Genomic DNA, 15,261 nt, shown 5'->3' with positions numbered 1-15,261 from the left:
GTGACCTGCCGCTCCACCTCGCGCTGCGCGGCGGCGAGCGTGGCCTGCGCCTGCACTTGGCGTGCCTCGGCGGTGGTGACCTCCGCTTTACCGCTTTTCCAAAACGGCAGCGGGAAGGAGATGCCGATGCCTGCGGTGGTCTGGTCATCGAGCGTGCGGGTGTTTTGCACCTGCACAAAAGGGCCGATGGTGAAGGCGGGATAACGCTCGTTCTTTGCCAGCTCGACCTTGAAGCCCTGCTGCTCCAGCTCGGCACGGCGCATGCGCAGGTCGTAGTGATTCCGCATCGCAGAGCCGAGCAGGGAAAGCAGCGCAGGTGCGGTTTTCGTATCCAACGGGCCGCGTTTCACGATGAGCGGCGCATCCGCACGGCGGCCCATGAGCTGGTTTAGCTCCAGCAGCGCCTTTTGCACCACGACACCGGCCTTCGCCGCCCGCGACTCCGCTACAAGAGCCGCCGCCTCAATGGTGGCGATCTCCAACTGCGGCGCGATGCCCGCAGGCTCACGCTGCACCATCACCTCGCGCAGCGAGGCATAACGTGCGGCGACTTCGTTCGCCGCATTCGCGAGGTCTTGCTGCGCGGCGAGCGTGAAGGCCAGCACGCGAACACGAGCCGCGAGGTGAAAACGGAACCGCTCCAATCCAAGCTCCGCCATGGCGATGTCGCGGTTCGCGATGGCTTTGCGAAGTCCCAGCCGCCCCGGCCACTCAATCGGCTGCGCCAGCTCGGCGGAGAAGGCGAGGCCGTTCGACCGGCTGTCGGCGTTGCGAATCTGGTTGTTGCCGACTTGCAGGCTTAGCTCGGGATTCGACTGCTTGCCTGCCGTGGTGCGGGCGGCCTTCGCCGCCGCGACCTCCGCCTCATAGAAGCGGATTTCCGGATTCCCCGCGAGCGTGCGGCCCACGAGTTCGGTGATGGACGAGGCGGCAGGTTTGGAATCCGCCGCGAGAAGCTGCGGCACAACAGTCAGCAGCAGAGATAAAAGGATGAATGAGCGCATGATGAGGTGGGGCTGAAGTTTGACGGAGGCACGACAAAGCCACGATGACGCTGTGCAAGCGGTCGCGGAGGGAAGCTCCTGCGTGGATGTCAGCGCCTGCATGGGCGGCCCAACGCACGGAGCTTTAAGCCTGGATCGAAGGCGCACGCACCGGCAGCGCCGTGCGTTGCGTGAAATGCCACGTCGCTCGCAATTCTGGCGGTGCGGTGGACATCAAAGGCACTGGCGAGGCAGTCGTCGCCGCGAGTTCATTCAAGCGCATCATCGCATGGATGATGTCCGCCAGTTCCACCATCTGCAGTTCCGGCAGCATGACCGGCGCGGGAACCTGGCTGTGGGAAATCGTATCGCTCGGGCAGGAAACGGGCGCGTGGTGCTCATCGCCGTCGTGCTCTCCATGGTCATCGTGGCATTCAGAGCAACAAGCCTCCACCTCACATCCATCCTCCCCATAACAGCACATCGAAGCTGGGACCATCAAGGCCAGCATCAGAAGTGCGAGGATTTGCCAGAGGCGTTTCATTGGAGAAGCGGCGGCAAGACTCGCCGACATCGTAGGATGGTCAAGGCGGGATGTTATTCCAGGCGGTGTGTCGCGCGCGAGCACAACCTCTGCGGTAAAGCACCAAACTGAGAATCGAAGCAGCAAGTGGCTCTCGTTCAAAATCCCAGATCGTGGCCCCGTGAAGCCGCTTCGTCCTGAACGACTCAATCGCTCCAACGATGGCCTGGACTTCACCCTCACGACCTTGGGCTACGAAGTTTGCCATCAAAGATAAAGTGGAACCATCTTTTGGAGACCCTAGCAAGCTGCTGCCAGCACCTACTACCCACCCAAGGCATTAGAAGAGCCTACGTTTCTCCTTGTCTGAGATGATGGCTGACTCCCACGCACAGCTAAAGAAAAGAGACCCTGTAAAGCGTGAAGCAAAACAGGATCTCAGATCTTCAGGCACTCAATCCGACGTGCGTATCCAGCAACCCGTGAAGGGCTTCTGTGCGTTTCGGTAGCTCTGCGAGATTTCCATCTTTCAGAGATTCCGTGAACGCATTGAAGAGCGACCAGACATTCCTCCCCTCAAATGCATCGTGTCTGGGTTCGCGCCATTCATTGAGCACCGGAGGAATCAGGCGGTTGGAACAGACGCCGACATCAGTCGCCCGGATGATGAGGTCGTGGGCTTCGGTGTCGGTGATCTCGGCTTCTTTGTAGGCGGCGATGCGTTTGTCTTGATCGTGCCATTTTGCGAGCAGGAGACCGATGGAGCGACTGACGAGCTGGGGAAGGTCGCGGACGATGAACCGGGTGTGTTTGCGGGCGAATTTGATCTCACCACTGAAGCTGAGATTATCGCAAACGAACACACTGGCTCCTGCAACGATACCTGCGGGGAACTGCTTGTCGTGGCTGTTCCGAAGTCCAAGAACCCAGCAATAATCGTCACTGGCTTTCTTGGCGTGGATTTCCATCAGTCCAAAATACCGCATTCCATCGTGTGTCAGGCTGTGGGCTTGGGTGCCGATGCGAAGACGGGTGGTTTTCAGGGTATCTTGAACCGTGGAGATGAGCTGGTGATGAGGGATGGGACACCAGGTTGAGGTTGGATCAGGGGTGTGAACTTTGCGGACTTGCTTCAAATCGACGTGATGAGCGCCGCAGTGAAGGATGAGGTTCGGAGTTCGACGTTGGATTTGGATGGGGGCTTGGGGTGCGAGATCTGCAATCATGACTGGCAAGGTTTTGAGGGTTGATGAGCGTCACAGTTCTTGAACCATGCGCTCGATTCTTCGGATGGCAGGAGCGACGAGTTTCTTGGCGTTGAGATTGCCACTCGTGAACCAGCACAGATCACCACAGACATCACGCCACTCGACTTTCACGGTGCCGAGCTTTGTGATGATGGTGGCCCGCTTTGGCTTTTCGTTCCTGTCGAAGACAATGGACGAGATGCGTGCCATAAAACAACAGGAGCCAGACTCACCGGTGAAGGCAGGTCTGGCTCTGTGCGGATGGGGGTTGGATTAAATCTTCAGTCCTTGGAGAGACCGAAGCGTGGAGCGGACGGAGTGCATTTCCCTGGCGTTCATCTTCTGCTCACGATTGGCGAGCTTCAGTTTGAGTCCAAGATCACGCAGCATGTTGAAGCCGTCGTTGAACTTGTCGCGAATGGCGAGGCTCAGGTCGGTGCATTCTTCAATGGTGGTTTTGGGACCGTTGGGAGGCGGTCCTTCGGAGGTGGGGGTGTGGATCATGGGTTTGGTGATGGGTGGAGGTTGAGGAGCAGGCGGCATTGGGGCCGGTCTGCTCGTGGTTGTTGTGGTAGGAACGGCCGGAGGTGGTGAAGGCCGTGGTGATGTGTCTTGGTCACCAGGGCGCAGGGGCATCACGATCATCTGCTTGCCCTGATTATGGAACCGGAGCGGGGCGAGATATTCGATGAGGCTGATGGTGTTGAGTCCATAGCTGAGCGCCTTGATGAGGAAGTGCCGGCTGATGAAGATGGTGATGTCAGGGCCGGTGCCTTTGGCGTCTGCGATGGGAACCCGCGTCCAGGGCTCGTTGTGCTTGTCTTTGCCCAGCAGAAGAAATTGCCCCTGCTTCCATTCGAGACCGATGGTTTCAAAGCGGTCAGGATCGTGGCAGGGGATTCGCTGGATGAGTTTGGACAAGGCTTCGAGCTTGGCCGGATCGAGGGTGATGTGCGTTTTCGCGTCCTTGGGGTTGGGGATGGTCACACGCCAGTCGGGGTATTTGCCTTCGATCTGGCGGGTGATGAAGCGCCAGCGCCTTGAGGAGAGCTGGATGCTTTGATCATCGGCCTTCATCTGCCATTCACCGTCATTGTTGAACTCCTTCCATCCGAGGAACTTGTGATTAGGGATGAGGATGGAGTTCTTGATGGGCAGTGTGAACGAGTTGGCGCTGTAGAGGTGTTTTCCATCTGTTCCCACGACGTAGAACCCTTTCGGATTGCTGGCGTCGATAAAGGTGCCGTTGAGGACGTAGCGTGTGCTGTCCGTGCTGGCGCAGTTCATCGCCTCGTGAAGGGTGGTGCGAAGCGTGGGTGGCAGTGGGATGGCCTCCGATTTAAGGCGAGGAGTCTCCGGGAACTCAGTGACAGGTAGCGGTTTGACCTTGGTTTCGCCGAGGTTGTCAGCCAGGGCGAATTTGATGACCGGGCCTTGTTCGGTGATGTCGATGAGGAGACGTTCATCGCGGCCGCAGTTCTTCGAGAGGTGCTGGAGCTGGTCGAAAGGAACCAGCACCGCACAGGGAGGACCTTCGGCGGGATGTTCGAGGCGCATGGTGACGAAGCGGTCAAGATCAGTGCCGGTGAGGGCGATCCAGCCGTCGTTGGTGCGTTCGACTTTGACGTGTTGGAGAACGGGCAGGGTGGTTCGTGGGTTGATCACCTTGCCGATTCCTGAGAGGGCGGATTTAAGCTCCGCGATGGGCAGTGGGATGGGTTTCATGTTGGGTGTTTGGGGTTGAATGCCAAAAGCTCCTGCACCGGTTAGGGACACAGGGGCTTTCAGCGAGGGTTTGGGGGCTGGTGCAAATGTTTACACAAGCTGGGGGCGGGACTGTCTGGTTGCCCAGAGTTGCAGTTCCCGTTCCTCGTCGATCTTGGTGTCGTGGTGGTCGTTCCAATTCCGGATCAGGGCTTCGCCTGCTTCTTGGATGACGACTGACTCAACACTTCCGAGCGTGATGGATTGGATGGCACTGGCAAGGTCATCCAGAGCGGTTTGCAGGTCCGGGCTCATTGGGTTTTGTATTTGAGCTGTGCCGTGGTGCATTCCGTGTGCTGGATGTCGTCACGCACGCCAAGAAACACAGGCTGGTAAATGGAGCCTGATTCCTTGAAGGCGTAGAGATAACGACACTCCACAACATCACCAGGTTTGGGCATGTCGTGATTGGGCGGGATGGTCACATTGCCTGCTGAACGGACTTTCTCGCCGTCGAACAGGATCAACATGACGCTGCGCTTGTCGTTGATCTGGGTGACGATGAAGGAGGCTGTCTCGCAGAACTTGTATTTGAGCTGCGTGCCTCCGGAGTTGGGTCTGCCTGGGATGTAAGGCGCGTGCTTGTTTTTGAACACGACACCTTCTTTGCCTTCCGTTTTGAGCCGGGTGAAGATCGGCATCAATCCAGGAGACAGGAACGATTCGACCTCGTGGATGAACGGATGATCGAAGCTCCTGAGCATGTCCCGCAGCCTGAAAAAGCGCACGGAAAAGCCCAAAGGGCGCATGTCTTCGGGACCGATGGTGAGGAGGTCGAAGGCGTGGTAGTGATCACCAATGGCCTCACCGTCGAGAATGAAGTCACGGGGATACTGACTGGCGCTTTGGGCAATGGCTTCTGGAACCGCCGTGGGGAATCCCAAGCGGTTGATGCCGGTGATTTGAGCGCCTTCCTTTTTGAGGATGAGCCTTCGTCCATCGAGCTTTTCCTGCATCCAGTAGTCGGGATGAAACAGGAATTGTTCGAGCTGGATGTCGGTGATGGGGTTGAGGAGCTGGCACTGGATGCCGCTGTGCTTCTTGGGTGAGGCTGGTGGCAGGGTGTTTCCAGCGTCGGCACCAGGGAGATAGCCTTTCGCCATCTTTTCTTTGATCAGCTTGTCGTAGATGTCCTTGGCGATGGGATAGGACACCGGTGTTGGTGTCTTGCTGCCGGTGTTGAGGGTGGAACCGCGGCGACCATACGCGAAGTGAACCATGAAGCCTTCGCCTTGGGGCTGGATGCTGGTTTGATACACTTTGTCGGATGATCCCTCGCGGTAGTAGAGGGTGGTGGTGTTTTCCATGTTCGTTGAAATGAAAAGAGCCGGACAATCCTGTGACAGATCATCCGGCTCTTTGGGTTTTGGGGTTGGGGTGGTGCTTCAGTAGTAGCCCTGGCGGTGTTGGGACCTCATGCGCATCTCCAGAATGCTGCGGCCGATATAGACCATGCCGCAAACCAGGATGATGCTCAGCACGACGGAAAGCGGGAACAGCACGAAGCTGCTCATCGTCTCCGTGAGCATGGCAATCCAGGTTTTGAACTGGTTGAGCGCCAGAGTGACCAGGGGTGCCACGAGAAGGGCAGGAATGGCGATGGCGAAGGCGACACGGAAATTGAGCTTCACGAACTCCCTCAGATGTCCAAGGGGTGAGAGCGCATATTCCAGACGGCTGAAGGTGAACCGCATCACTTCCGCCGCTCTTTCGATGGCGGTGAGCTTGGGCAGGTCACGATCAACCATGGGTGCGGGCAGAACTTCAGGCCGCCAGTGTCGAGTGAGTGTGCTCGTCAGACGCTTCATCCACGAATGCGGATTTGCGACCGTTGAGGCCTGTGGGTGAAGGTGATGGGGATGTTCGTCCCAGTCGTCGTGTGGATTCATGGTGATGTTGACGGGTTTTGGCACCGAGAGCGGCACCGATGATGAGGAGCATGATGCAACCAATCGCCAAAGAACCTGTGGCGATCTGCCAGCGGTTCATGGTGGTCGTTTGGGTGCTGAGGGTGTTTTCCAGGACCACGATCTTTTCCTGAGCTTGCGCGAGGGGATCAGGATCACTGGAAAACCAACCTGCGTGAGCTGTCGGTGAAAACAGCAGCAGGCCGATGATGAGGGTGAGGAGGTGTTTCATGATGGTGTGAGTGAGGTTGAGGGTTTAGCGCCAGCGACGGCATTCACCGAAGAACTCACAGCCCATGCAGGCGAAGCTGGGCGATGGATAAAACTCGGCTCGACCCAGTTCCTCGTAATAGGTGTCCATGAGATGAAACAGGCGGTGTTCCTGTTGTTCGGTCATGGGAGGGAGGTCGGTGACGCAGAGTTTGGGGTTCTTCAGTTTGACCAGGTGATGCAGCTCGATGCCGGTTTCCTTTTTGCCCGTGTTGTGACGGTAGAGAACGGCGTAGCTGCTGACCTGAAGTTCATGCAGGTGCTCGACAGACGAGGGGTTGGGTGTGGAGGAACTCGTCTTGAAGTCGATGATGGTGCCTTCTTGAACGAGATCGAGGATACCGATGAGGCGGGGCAGACCATGCTGGGACAGGTCGGCTTCCACGGACACTTCGACGGCATCGGGTTTGATGGTTGCCATCGAACCGCACTGCCGGATGTAGGTGTCACACAGACGCCAGCCCGTGGTCTTTTCCTCTTCTTCCTCACCGGTCTCCCAAGGAACGACTCCTTCGGAGATGTCCGCCCATGCTTTGGTGTAGGCGTCGTGCAAATCACGGAGCGAGAGCGGTTTGCCAAGCCATCGCGCCTTGCTCCATGCCTTCAACGCGGCGTGAACCGAATTGCCGACATGCAGGGAGGCGGTCTTGGGCTTCTTGAGACGGAGGACGTAGCGATAATAAAACTTCAGCCGGCACTGCAAAAAGAGGCTCAGCCGCGAAGCTGAAACCTCCTCCTGCAATGACCGGATGATGTCCTTCTCGCTGCGCTCCGTTGGTGGGGGAGTTTCAGCGGTGGGGTTCATGCTGCGTGTTGGGTGGTGTGGGGTTGACGTTGCTGCCAGCGGTGTTGCTTCGGTGACTTGCCCGCTTTGGAGAGCAGTTCCTCGATGACCTGGCTGGCCTGCATCTTGTCGAGTTCCTTCACGCCGATGCCATAGAGCTGCTGGGAAAGGTCCTCAGCGTCCTGCATCTGCATTTGGTTCTCGTTCACGATGCGCTGGATGAATCCCTTTTGGCCGGGTGTGCAGTTCCAGACTTCGCCTTGCGGTTTGGTCTGGGGGCGTTGGCCGTTGTTCCCATTGGGGTAGGGACGACGGTTGCCACTGATCTGATAGGTGCGGCCGTTCTGGGGCTGGTTGTGGTGGCCGTTGGAGCCGCTCGATCCATTGCCTTCCGGGATGTAGCCGGGGTTCTGGATTTCCTGGTCAACGGAATGCTGCAGGAGTTGGTAGAGCTTTTGGATCTCTGCCTCGGCCTGGGTGATGTCCGTCAGTTCGACTTCGACGGAGGCGCTGAAACTGTGGCTGCTGTATTGGGGCAGGCCGAGTTTCTTGCTGTAGTTGGCGCTGAGTTTGATAGCCATGGTGTTGTGTGCTGGTGGTGGGATGTGGACACGAAAAAAGCCAGACCGTGATGGCCTGGCTTGCGCGTGTGGTTTGTGGGCTGGTTCTAGGCTGCTTTGGACAGCGCAGGAACGTCAGGGGTGTTTTCTTCGGCGAGTCTCGGTGTGGTGGCCTTGATCCATCCTGGGGAACCACGAAGGGCAGCGAGCAGCAGTCGATCCGTGAGTTTGGTCATGGGGATATTCTGATGCTTGGCTTCGTGATACAGGACGGAGACAAGGAACCGCGAGATCGTCGGTGAGTAGTGGCGTGGACGAGGCATGATATGATCTTGCTCGTGGGTTGCCGCTACTTCTGGACGTAACGCTGGTCGCAGATTTCGAGGATGGACTCCTGCGAATAGCGTAAGGCAGCACGCATCGAGTCAGCGCCAAATTTGAAGGCGACGATGATGAGGAATGTCTGAACCGCGACGATCAGGTAGAGGAGGACGATGGCTTTCTTCATGAGGGTGGGTGTTTGGGTTGAATGAGCTGGAGATGAATTCCGGCTTCATTCTGTTATACCCGCGATGAAGAGCTTCTGAGGGGAGGGGTGTGCTAGGGCCTGTCCAAGGCGATGCGGAAACCGTTTTTAGAAAAAAAGGGGGCAATTCAGCTTTGAGCGTAGCCTAAGCCAAAAGGCACGATCTCTGTTCAAAGACAGATCAGAGAGACCTTTGTTACGACGGCTGTTACTGCTCACTCTGATCGCAGGAGAGTTCAGCTTTTCGAGTGTCCTTGTCTCCGCCACCAGTTACAGAAATGCAGTTTACCCAGGTGTGTGATTTTCCTGACTCAAGTCTGTCCAGAGTCAGCGCCTTTGGCGGTGTGTAGCTGCTACCGCTGGAGTTGGTGATGATGGGCTTCAGAGTTAGATGAGTGAGCGGAAAAGCCGATTTGTTCGTGATCGTGATGTCGTCGTTACGGATCCCATAAGTGACGCTCCATTCATACTTCACCTCCACGAGCGAGTTCCATTCATCACCAAAGGCTTTGCCGAGGTGTTCGAGATCTGGGGAATTGCGAGCTTCTGAAATGCGCTCAAATCCTTTAGCCACGGCGTTCTTGAAATGATTCATGGCAGCGTCCTTATTGCCCTTTGCGGAAGACATTCTGGACATGAGGTAATGATATTCAGGATCGGCTTCTTTGATCTCTTTAATCTGCACCAACACGGCCTCCGCCTCGTTAAGATCTCCCGCCAGGGCAAGGCTGCGTCCATACTGCCATCGTATTTCGCCGTCAGGATCGGATTTGCTGATGCTGAGTGCTGTCTTCCAACACGATGCAGCAACAATCGCATCACCGGAGGAGTCGCCAAGCTTCTTGTCTTTCCACCCCATGTCAGCCGCCCTGAAAGCCATTTCGCCCGAGCATTTAATGCAGCTACGACGAATGGAGTCGTATGCTGCTCCCGAAGGAATCAATCTTGCCATTTCCAAAAGCTGCTTGCTCCACTGTTGGCAGGATTGAACTGTCGTCGCCCCTTCATCCAATTCGTCCGCCAATGTTATGCCATATTGCTGCAAGAACGGGTTCTGTGGTCTTTGGCTGATTAGATCGGCGAGCACGGAGCGCAGTTCGTTGGCAGGGCGCGCAAGCACCTCCTGCCCATAAGACTTTCGTTCTCTTTCCAGTCCCAATGATCCCCTCTCCCATGATTTTGCCTCAGCTATTCGATCCGCTAGTGTCACAGCGTTCGCACGAGCCTGATCAAGCAGCGTCTCAAATGCACCAACGGTACTTTCGATTTGAGCCTTCTTTTCGCGCTCGATAGCTCGATCTTGTCCAACTGCGGAAACGAGCGCGCCTAGAACGCTTAGAATTGCGCCAGATGCATCACCCGAATCAAAAGCCTCTGCCGCCGTGAAACCAATGACAGCTCCGCTTCCAGCAGCTTGCAGCGCTGATTCGCCCTTTTTGTCACTGACGGCGGCTTCAATGTTTCCGAGTTGGCTCAGCATTGCTTGATATGAATTAGCCAGGTTCACCACTTCCTGGAAGTGCGGGATGAAATCTCCCGCGTCTGGCTTCCGGCTTTGAAGGTGACTGATAACCTCCTGAGTTTTTGCTTTGCTGTCTGCAATCCTCGGTTGTGCCTTTTCAGGTTTCTGGCGCGAGAACACAGTGATTGTGTCGAGCTGGTTCTCCAGCAAGAAGAGGAGGAACTTCTCCTCACTCACGTCTTTGCCAGGTGACACGTCTATGACGTCGATCTTTGGGGCATAAACTGGGAGTGAGGTGCCAGAAACACTCTGAGATTCATTTGTCTCGGCAGGCCAAATAATCGCACTGAACAGGCCGGTGCTCATGAGCGGAACCACAAATGCGTATGGAATGAATAGCACGGTGGCAATCAGATGAAGAATTGCTTTTTTCGTCTCACCCAAACCAAGCAAGGAATAGCTCCACCTCCCAGTCATGATCACCACGGGAATGAATAGCACCCACATGAGGAAGCCGACGAAGGGCACTATGCAAAGGCCCGCCCCCAATGCCAGAGTGATCCAAATTTTAGCCTTGATGCCTTGAACCATTGGGATGTTTGAGTCTGGGAGATTCATTTGCAGAGATGGTGAGTGGATGCTGATCAGGCCAGTTCCAAGAACGTCGCTTATTCTGCTCCTAGATTGTTGCTGCCGAGTGGTTCAGCATGAGGCTCCGATTGCGATGCGATCCGCACAGCGGCGCAAAAACCGTTTTTAGAAAATGGGGCGGGCGATTCAGCTTTTGGCAGGAATCGGAGGAAATGGCGGGGGGCATGCGGTAGGCGGAGCGCCAGGGCGTCATGTGTCCTAATACGGACATCCCTGGGGCCGATTTCAAGTCATAATGTCGCAGGGTGGCGAAGTCCCCCTCAGAGCTTTATGCTGAAATCCTTGGAGATGTTTTCAAGGAGGCCAGGGAGCGCACAGGGATGTCCCAGAAAAAGCTCTCTGAGAAGTCCGGTGTGGGGAGAACTGGCGTCGTGAACCTGGAAGCCGGCAAAAGGAACATCTCAATTCTTATCGGCCAGATGCTCGCGGATGGTATGGGAGTGGCATACTCCGACTTGATCGAAGAGGTCGAGAAACGCTGGAAGAACAGGAAAAGGTGACGCTGAGCGTAATTCAGAACCTTTTTTAGAAAAAAGTCTCCGGTAAATTAGTGTACAAAATCCTGCGCGGATTTGGCTGGGTTTCAGGATGTTCTGACCTGTTTGGCAGCCCGAATACCACGCTCGATTTACAGATGATTGTAGCAGATCGGCTCTCAGATTGGAACAACGATTTTGCTGGTGATGCGATTGAATCGTGAGCCAAACAGCACAGCTTCTTTGCTTCCTGATGGCGTCGCCGAATTCCAAGCAACCTCAGCTCTTCAAGATCGAGAATCCCCTGTCCTCGCGCTTGGGGAATGAGTTCTTCCGTGCCTTGCCATCGGTGCCTGGGGTTTACTTCTTCTTTGGCCGCGAGAATGAACTCCTCTACATCGGTCAGTCATCGGATTTGAAGGCACGACTTGGTAGCTACAGGCATGTCACCCCGGAGAAGAATGCCAAACGAACCCTCCGCCTGGTTCATCGTATTCACCGGATTGAATGGAAGGAATGTGCCACTGCTGAAGAAGCCATTGAGCTAGAGCGGGTTTTGCTGCTTGAAAAAAGACCTCCATTCAATCGAGCTGGGGTGTGGCAGGGTGATCCATGGTGGCTGAAAATCGAGACGGTTGGACCAAACCTGAACCTTGAGCTGGTCCGTGAAGAAAGCGGCACTGGTCCTCATCCATCAGCCTTCCGTTATGCCTATGGAAGCGTGGTCCGGTGCCTGTTTCGAGTGGCATGGCCTTCTGAACCACTTTCCAGCTATCCGTATGGGCTTTTTGACGCCCGTGTGCCTCTGAGCCTGTCTTTGCCCCTTCCTGACGCCGTAGAGACCGCAGAAGCGCTCAGGGCGTATGCTGGTGGTCATTGCGAGCCACTGCTGTCAAAGCTCGCAGAAATGCCTCCAGCGGCCTCAGAGGTACAGCAGGAGTATTGGCAGGAAGAAATGGAGAGGGTGAGGAAATATGCGGCCAAAGCACGGAGGAATGCTTGAGATCACGAGCAGTCGGACTATAATTATTATAATGCAATCGGCCCTCCTTTCGCCATCTTGCCCTCCACCCCTTCCAGTTGCGGTGAAGCAGAAAACTTCATCGATTAAGGCGGGATGGATATGCATCGGGCTTGGATTCGTGACCTTTTGGACCGGGATCGGCCTCGTGTTCTTTTCGGTAGCAATGATCCTGGGTGTTGTCGCCATGTGCAGCAATCGGGTGGGTGCTGGCGTTGCCGTTCTGGTTTCAGCACTTGGCTCTCTTGCCCTTTGTGTCGTGCTGTTCATGACACTTGTGTTTGGCACCGTTATTGGAGGGGTTGCACAGATATTGGAACAAAGCCCAAAGCGTCCGACACAAACGACTGGTGTCAGGTCGAATCATTGAAGAGATCAACAGGATTCTCCACTGGTCATCGGAAGTTGTAGGAGTTCTATGGCCGGTGCTTCAAATCACTCGGATGAATTCAGAATACCCAGTTCAGCTTTCGGACTCCATTCGTGAAGTCGTGTCTTGGCGTCTGATGGCTGAACTGATGAGAAGGCATCCTCAAGTGGGAACGCTCATCGAGACACATCCTGGAGGAGGTCAATATGACTGCCTGACAATATTCAGAGAGGGTCAGTCTATAGCATCATTAAATCGAAGTGGCGACTTTACACCGTTTCACAGATTCGAGGCGCAGGTTAGCGGTGATCAAATCTGGCTGCCGTGCGTGACAGACGATGGGTTTGCCAATGTCCTAAACAAGCTGTCGAGCGCTTTGGGGTTGGATGTGCCGAAACAACTGCCAGAGACCTCGCCGGAAGTTTTGGTTTATCGCGTCATTGCAGGTTTGCTAGCCTGTTCATTCCTCGACAAAACTCCGTTAGGTTGTCGCAACGGCCAACTAGACTCATCTGGAGGAGAAGATAACAGAGGCCGTGATGTATGGTTTGAATCGTTCCCATCAGCATGTGCAGAGAGAGAACGGCTAACTAGATCAGAGAGTCCGTTTGGAAATCCCAACTATAGATTCTGGTTCCTCCTTAGACAGAACCAACCCGTGCACTCCTTTTCGACTACCGGCATCTCTCACACTACGGCCGGTTTGACAGTTAACCTGACGGACCTCTACAAGAAGAGACGGAGGATTGAAGACGTCATTGGTGCCATCCTTTTGCTTTGTGTATGATGTGCATCTAATCCCAGCTTCCCATGAAAACAGCCCTACTCATTCCTGTCCTGTGCTCACTTCTCTCCGCCTGTCAGTCGTCAAAAATCACACCTGCTCAGGTCCAGTCAAAAGCATCAACAACAACGCGAGTAGATGTGAAGACTGTCGAATTGCGTCCATTCACAACCGGCCAAAGCAAATCAGGCGAATCCGTCAGCTCTGCCGAAATCTCTGTTTTCGGAGTCTCAAATATGCCTGGTGTTGAAGGCTTTCGGCTAATCTTTGCACCGAAACGAAGTCTGATAGCACCTTACCTGCAATCCAAACGCTGGGTGGTGCATCAGGAACTGTCTTCACTGCCAGGATGGACCACTGCCTTGAAGGACATTCCAGTAAATGAAGGTGTTGCGGTTTTCCTGTTTCAAACACCGGAAGGCGATTACACCCTCTCTTCACTTCGACTGTTAACCAGAAAGTAGAAGTCACCCTGAAATCTGTTCCTGAGACTGGCACGCTAACTCCACTACGTTGGGGATTCGAACCTGTCCCCGAAGTAGAAGCGACCGTTGAGCCGTATGACAATGGTCGGGCCTCCCTCCGCGTCCATGGAGTCAGCAAGCCAAGAGAGTCTGAAGCTTTTGCCTCCCCGAAAACTTGTCACGTCGATTCAATCGCCGAGGTGGTATTCAGAAAGCGTTTCAACTCATCAGCGCAAATGATAACATGGCGAAAGGCACGCGATGGTCGAATCAGTCCACGTTGAATAGCACGTCGGATGGAAATAGTTGAAACTCCGAGTAGTGCAGCCGCATCCTTCAGTTTGTAAGCCAACGGGGGAGATTGTTCTTTATTCATGACACGGCAATCATACGCCACCCTTTGGTCACGCAATGGCGTCAGGGAACCATCATTTGCGGTTTTCGCAGTTTTGTGAGGTGACATCTGATCCATCATCGATGCATATGACACCCAAGCCTCTTCTGACCGTTGATCTGGCTTTGTTCGTTCCTGACATCTAAACCGCGATCAGTTGTGTCCTCTGCGAATTGCACGGGGCTCAGCATCAGGATGAAAATGGTAAACACGAGGAAATGAAGGCTTCGCTCCGTCAGGCGTTTGCTCTTGATGAGTCGCTCAAAATGAAAGCGCTCGATGATCCGGCTTTTGAGAATGTATTTGGCGAAGAAAAAAGCCTGTAGAATCCAGGAACATGAACTCTACAGGCTTCTCACTCCAGGGCACGACACACATCTCAACTCATAAAGCGCCGCTGAAATTGCTTCATCAGCAACGTAGGAAACATAGCACCGAACTCGGCGGATGTACAGCAGAAAGATGAAACTTTCTCGACAGGCGCTCGCATCACACAGTTGTTTAAGCCTGCCAACCTTGCCCAGCTTCTCGGTAATGTTCTTCACTGCCTGCTTCGTGTTTGAAAAGCGTGGCCGTTGGGTGATCTGCGATCCATTCTTAACCGTCCTCTTCTGCCAACTGATCTGAACGTTCTTCGACTTCGCCGGCCAGAGCATCAAGCAGGTCGTGTTGTTCCTCCTGTGTGAGTGCAGCCAAGACCGCATCCAGATTGGTCGTGGTGGATTTAAGGAAGTCTTTTGCGGCTTTGGTCATGGCTCAATCTTTGTTGGCGAATGACGTTTTCACACCCTTGCCTCGCTGCTTTTGTTGGCGAGGTGTTCTTCAACTTCTGACTGACTGGAAAAGAAGCCGGCTGAGAAGTTACCAGCAATCCAGAAGACACCAAAGAACTCAAGAATCAGATGTCCGTTCATCTCACTGACCGGGCGTGAAAGTGTGAGAACCGCGAGAGAGCTCAAAAGCGGCTTCTCCAGTGAATCACTCAATGCGGACTGCCTTTGGAAAACGGCGCTTCGCTATGCTGGGTGGGTAAAAGCTGAAGGGATTTGCAGGTCGAGACGGCCGGCCATCCAGT

General features: G+C 54.9%; 21 protein-coding genes. 4 read left to right on the top strand and 17 right to left on the bottom strand.

Going from position 1 to position 15,261, the window contains the following annotated elements; genetic code table 11:
* From IAE77_RS22570 to IAE77_RS22505, 14 genes are all read right to left on the bottom strand, one after another.
* The coding region (locus IAE77_RS22570; protein WP_294231633.1) for a TolC family protein at positions 1–1,004 on the bottom strand (1,004 nt) is incomplete at its 3' end.
* Positions 1,005–1,128: 124 nt separating this feature from the next.
* Positions 1,129–1,317 (bottom strand): hypothetical protein, encoded by a 189-nt coding sequence (locus IAE77_RS22565; protein ID WP_294231632.1) that lies wholly within the window; start codon positions 1,315–1,317, stop codon positions 1,129–1,131.
* Between the two features lie 635 nt (positions 1,318–1,952).
* Complete coding sequence (locus tag IAE77_RS22560) at positions 1,953–2,732, bottom strand: DUF932 domain-containing protein (protein ID WP_294231630.1); 780 nt, start codon at positions 2,730–2,732, stop codon at positions 1,953–1,955.
* 30 nt (positions 2,733–2,762) lie between these two features.
* Entirely contained in the window at positions 2,763–2,963 is a 201-nt protein-coding gene (locus IAE77_RS22555; RefSeq protein ID WP_294231628.1) for a hypothetical protein, read from the bottom strand.
* Between the two features lie 63 nt (positions 2,964–3,026).
* A complete protein-coding gene (locus IAE77_RS22550; protein ID WP_294231627.1) occupies positions 3,027–4,478 on the bottom strand; it encodes a DNA polymerase III subunit beta in 1,452 nt (483 codons plus the stop codon).
* 90 nt (positions 4,479–4,568) lie between these two features.
* The gene (locus IAE77_RS22545) at positions 4,569–4,772 is read right to left on the bottom strand and encodes a hypothetical protein (protein WP_294231625.1); all 204 of its coding nucleotides are present in this window, start codon (positions 4,770–4,772) and stop codon (positions 4,569–4,571) included.
* Positions 4,769–5,824: a WGR domain-containing protein gene (locus IAE77_RS22540; RefSeq protein WP_294231624.1), complete on the bottom strand. Its 1,056-nt coding sequence runs from the start codon at positions 5,822–5,824 to the stop codon at positions 4,769–4,771. The genes IAE77_RS22545 and IAE77_RS22540 overlap by 4 nt, the downstream gene beginning before the upstream one ends.
* A 78-nt stretch (positions 5,825–5,902) precedes the next feature.
* Complete coding sequence (locus tag IAE77_RS22535; protein ID WP_294231622.1) at positions 5,903–6,265, bottom strand: hypothetical protein; 363 nt, start codon at positions 6,263–6,265, stop codon at positions 5,903–5,905.
* Positions 6,266–6,281: 16 nt separating this feature from the next.
* Positions 6,282–6,656: a hypothetical protein gene (locus tag IAE77_RS22530; protein WP_294231620.1), complete on the bottom strand. Its 375-nt coding sequence runs from the start codon at positions 6,654–6,656 to the stop codon at positions 6,282–6,284.
* Between the two features lie 24 nt (positions 6,657–6,680).
* The gene (locus IAE77_RS22525; protein ID WP_294231619.1) at positions 6,681–7,499 is read right to left on the bottom strand and encodes a PD-(D/E)XK nuclease family protein; all 819 of its coding nucleotides are present in this window, start codon (positions 7,497–7,499) and stop codon (positions 6,681–6,683) included.
* The gene (locus tag IAE77_RS22520; RefSeq protein ID WP_294231617.1) at positions 7,496–8,059 is read right to left on the bottom strand and encodes a hypothetical protein; all 564 of its coding nucleotides are present in this window, start codon (positions 8,057–8,059) and stop codon (positions 7,496–7,498) included. The genes IAE77_RS22525 and IAE77_RS22520 overlap by 4 nt, the downstream gene beginning before the upstream one ends.
* An 86-nt stretch (positions 8,060–8,145) precedes the next feature.
* The gene (locus IAE77_RS22515; protein WP_294231615.1) at positions 8,146–8,361 is read right to left on the bottom strand and encodes a hypothetical protein; all 216 of its coding nucleotides are present in this window, start codon (positions 8,359–8,361) and stop codon (positions 8,146–8,148) included.
* Positions 8,362–8,387: 26 nt separating this feature from the next.
* On the bottom strand, positions 8,388–8,546 hold the full coding sequence (locus IAE77_RS22510; protein WP_294231612.1) for a hypothetical protein: 159 nt from the start codon (positions 8,544–8,546) through the stop codon (positions 8,388–8,390).
* A gap of 226 nt (positions 8,547–8,772) precedes the next feature.
* Entirely contained in the window at positions 8,773–10,644 is a 1,872-nt protein-coding gene (locus IAE77_RS22505; RefSeq protein ID WP_294231611.1) for a tetratricopeptide repeat protein, read from the bottom strand.
* 278 nt (positions 10,645–10,922) lie between these two features.
* Here IAE77_RS22505 and IAE77_RS22500 point away from each other — a divergent pair, with 278 nt between their 5' ends.
* The 4 genes from IAE77_RS22500 to IAE77_RS22485 all read left to right on the top strand — a co-directional run bounded on the left by IAE77_RS22500 (position 10,923) and on the right by IAE77_RS22485 (position 13,792).
* Positions 10,923–11,177, top strand: coding sequence for a helix-turn-helix domain-containing protein (locus tag IAE77_RS22500; RefSeq protein WP_294231609.1), 255 nt, complete (start codon positions 10,923–10,925; stop codon positions 11,175–11,177).
* A 196-nt stretch (positions 11,178–11,373) separates the two neighbouring features.
* Positions 11,374–12,156, top strand: a complete 783-nt coding sequence (locus tag IAE77_RS22495) for a nucleotide excision repair endonuclease (protein ID WP_294231608.1) — start codon at positions 11,374–11,376, stop codon at positions 12,154–12,156.
* 82 nt (positions 12,157–12,238) lie between these two features.
* Positions 12,239–12,544: a hypothetical protein gene (locus IAE77_RS22490; protein ID WP_294231607.1), complete on the top strand. Its 306-nt coding sequence runs from the start codon at positions 12,239–12,241 to the stop codon at positions 12,542–12,544.
* Between the two features lie 810 nt (positions 12,545–13,354).
* Entirely contained in the window at positions 13,355–13,792 is a 438-nt protein-coding gene (locus IAE77_RS22485) for a hypothetical protein (RefSeq protein ID WP_294231605.1), read from the top strand.
* Positions 13,793–13,970: 178 nt separating this feature from the next.
* On the opposite strand, the gene IAE77_RS22480 is transcribed toward IAE77_RS22485, so the two are convergent.
* The 3 genes from IAE77_RS22480 to IAE77_RS22470 all read right to left on the bottom strand — a co-directional run bounded on the left by IAE77_RS22480 (position 13,971) and on the right by IAE77_RS22470 (position 15,100).
* Positions 13,971–14,168 (bottom strand): helix-turn-helix domain-containing protein, encoded by a 198-nt coding sequence (locus tag IAE77_RS22480; protein ID WP_294231603.1) that lies wholly within the window; start codon positions 14,166–14,168, stop codon positions 13,971–13,973.
* Positions 14,169–14,783: 615 nt separating this feature from the next.
* Positions 14,784–14,939 (bottom strand): hypothetical protein, encoded by a 156-nt coding sequence (locus IAE77_RS22475; RefSeq protein ID WP_294231601.1) that lies wholly within the window; start codon positions 14,937–14,939, stop codon positions 14,784–14,786.
* A 29-nt stretch (positions 14,940–14,968) separates the two neighbouring features.
* Positions 14,969–15,100 carry a hypothetical protein gene (locus IAE77_RS22470; protein WP_294231599.1) on the bottom strand — a complete coding sequence of 44 codons (132 nt, stop codon included), beginning with the start codon at positions 15,098–15,100 and terminating at the stop codon, positions 14,969–14,971.
* Positions 15,101–15,261 lie beyond the last annotated feature (161 nt).

This window comes from Prosthecobacter sp., from assembly GCF_014879935.1.
In the GTDB taxonomy this organism is placed as follows: Bacteria; Verrucomicrobiota; Verrucomicrobiia; order Verrucomicrobiales; family Verrucomicrobiaceae; genus Prosthecobacter.
The sequence above is the reverse complement of the archived record's forward strand: the minus strand, read 5'-3'. Positions and strand labels throughout refer to the sequence as shown.

Coding starts and splice junctions, on each gene's coding strand:
- IAE77_RS22515 (WP_294231615.1), bottom strand. CDS start 8,361: ATGCCTCGTCCACGCCACTACTCACCGACGATCTCGCGGTTCCTTGTC.
- IAE77_RS22565 (WP_294231632.1), bottom strand. CDS start 1,317: ATGCTGCCGGAACTGCAGATGGTGGAACTGGCGGACATCATCCATGCG.
- IAE77_RS22555 (WP_294231628.1), bottom strand. CDS start 2,963: ATGGCACGCATCTCGTCCATTGTCTTCGACAGGAACGAAAAGCCAAAG.
- IAE77_RS22485 (WP_294231605.1), top strand. CDS start 13,355: ATGAAAACAGCCCTACTCATTCCTGTCCTGTGCTCACTTCTCTCCGCC.
- IAE77_RS22510 (WP_294231612.1), bottom strand. CDS start 8,546: ATGAAGAAAGCCATCGTCCTCCTCTACCTGATCGTCGCGGTTCAGACA.
- IAE77_RS22560 (WP_294231630.1), bottom strand. CDS start 2,732: ATGATTGCAGATCTCGCACCCCAAGCCCCCATCCAAATCCAACGTCGA.
- IAE77_RS22480 (WP_294231603.1), bottom strand. CDS start 14,168: ATGAATAAAGAACAATCTCCCCCGTTGGCTTACAAACTGAAGGATGCG.
- IAE77_RS22550 (WP_294231627.1), bottom strand. CDS start 4,478: ATGAAACCCATCCCACTGCCCATCGCGGAGCTTAAATCCGCCCTCTCA.
- IAE77_RS22545 (WP_294231625.1), bottom strand. CDS start 4,772: ATGAGCCCGGACCTGCAAACCGCTCTGGATGACCTTGCCAGTGCCATC.
- IAE77_RS22535 (WP_294231622.1), bottom strand. CDS start 6,265: ATGGTTGATCGTGACCTGCCCAAGCTCACCGCCATCGAAAGAGCGGCG.
- IAE77_RS22470 (WP_294231599.1), bottom strand. CDS start 15,100: ATGAACGGACATCTGATTCTTGAGTTCTTTGGTGTCTTCTGGATTGCT.
- IAE77_RS22530 (WP_294231620.1), bottom strand. CDS start 6,656: ATGAAACACCTCCTCACCCTCATCATCGGCCTGCTGCTGTTTTCACCG.
- IAE77_RS22505 (WP_294231611.1), bottom strand. CDS start 10,644: ATGAATCTCCCAGACTCAAACATCCCAATGGTTCAAGGCATCAAGGCT.
- IAE77_RS22525 (WP_294231619.1), bottom strand. CDS start 7,499: ATGAACCCCACCGCTGAAACTCCCCCACCAACGGAGCGCAGCGAGAAG.
- IAE77_RS22475 (WP_294231601.1), bottom strand. CDS start 14,939: ATGACCAAAGCCGCAAAAGACTTCCTTAAATCCACCACGACCAATCTG.
- IAE77_RS22540 (WP_294231624.1), bottom strand. CDS start 5,824: ATGGAAAACACCACCACCCTCTACTACCGCGAGGGATCATCCGACAAA.
- IAE77_RS22520 (WP_294231617.1), bottom strand. CDS start 8,059: ATGGCTATCAAACTCAGCGCCAACTACAGCAAGAAACTCGGCCTGCCC.